General features: G+C 51.0%; 1 protein-coding gene and 1 pseudogene. Both read right to left on the bottom strand.

All coding sequences use genetic code 11. The features are described 5' to 3' along the window. Positions 1-3: 3 nt before the first annotated feature. Entirely contained in the window at positions 4-630 is a 627-nt protein-coding gene (locus A7X77_RS31540) for a hypothetical protein (protein ID WP_064686686.1), read from the bottom strand. A gap of 658 nt (positions 631-1,288) precedes the next feature. Next, a pseudogene (locus A7X77_RS34165) lies at positions 1,289-1,434 on the bottom strand (ABC transporter ATP-binding protein); the annotation flags it as partial.

Below are 1,434 nucleotides of genomic sequence, written 5' to 3'. Positions count from 1 at the left end.
TGATTAAGCGGCTTCGATAATGCGGCAAGGGCGGAAACCAAAGACCCTGCTCATTTTTGCCGCCCGCAGTGCTTGGGTTAGACGATCACTAAGAAAAAATACGCGGATCAAAGGCGGGCTGACCCACAAGTCAGGCCCCACAAGTGCAGCAGGGCTTACGGCGATGTCATCATCCTGAAGGGTGGGTGGCATCTTCATTCGCCCACTGCCGAGCACCCTTACGAGCGGCGAGTGCTCAGGGCGAAAAACATCCTTGCGCTCGCCGATATTGAGACAAAAATATTCGCCTTCGACTGGCGTCTTGCGGTCATGCTGGAAAAGCTTGATCGGATAGAGCGAAGAATGCCCGAGTTCGAACTGCCGCAGCACATCGGCACAGGCCGAAGAGACCACCACCGCCCCTGCTGCAAGCACGAGATCCCCCTGCTTCTTTTCCTTCTTGTCCGGATACTCGGCAAAAATTTCCTTTGGGAAATGCTCGGCAGACATCCGTTCGCCCGCTTCATTCAATTCGGCCATCTGACCGAGATTCATTCCAGTCGGCAATGGATCCGCCGTAAACGCCTTGATCCGTGTTGAATCCATGAAGGCGCGGCTGGCCCAGACCCGTATGTTTTTAGATTGCGTCATCGTGGCAATAATCTCCTGATTCACTTCACATGCGCACAGACCAAAAGCTGACTAATAGCTGGGGGTAAGTAGGATTGTTCTCACCCACACCCGTGGCCAAGTTCAAGCGAGAGATCGTTCGATCGTTCACGAATCTTGCGCAAGCGCATGCGTCGAGTGACAACGCCTCTTGATCTCAGATAATGTTTTCCAGAAATGGACTCTGCGCAGAGAAAATAAGCTTGAAAGTACGCTGCAAATGCAACTTTGTTGTCAACTAGAATTTGAAAACCACCAGAAACTTTCGTCATGCGCTATGTTAGTAATCCTCTCTAAGATACAGGGACTACATTTCTTTTCGCAAATGCGATATTGTATTTCTATCGGGTTAAGAATATCCGGAAGCACGCTCGCGGATCTTGAAAGAACCTCAAAAGCACTAAAAACATCAGATACCAACTTACTTGAATTCGCATGCGCGTATTAACATGACTATCGTACTAGTTTGTTTGCCACGGCGCTTGCGATAATCTAGTATGTTGCTTCCATTACGGATTGCCAGATCGAATTCGGAGATAATATTCCGGTTTTCGCGATTCGAAAGACGACAACGACAATTTTCAACCTCATATTGTCGAGCTTGAAACCGTGTTCATCGTAAAAGCCCAGTTCGCCTTCCTCAAAGCCGCCATCCGGCACGGATGACGACGCGCACGGCTTCACCAGTCACGACAGCCACGCGGCTGAAGGCGCGCAGCCTCTGGCCGTTGCGGAGGGTCAGCTTGACGGCGTAACGCTCGCCCTCGAACAGCACGGATTCGACGG

Source organism: Rhizobium bangladeshense, assembly GCF_001662075.1.
Lineage (GTDB): Bacteria > Pseudomonadota > Alphaproteobacteria > Rhizobiales > Rhizobiaceae > Rhizobium > Rhizobium bangladeshense_B.
Note: the sequence above shows the minus strand (reverse complement) of the source record. Positions and strands in the feature narration are given on the sequence as shown.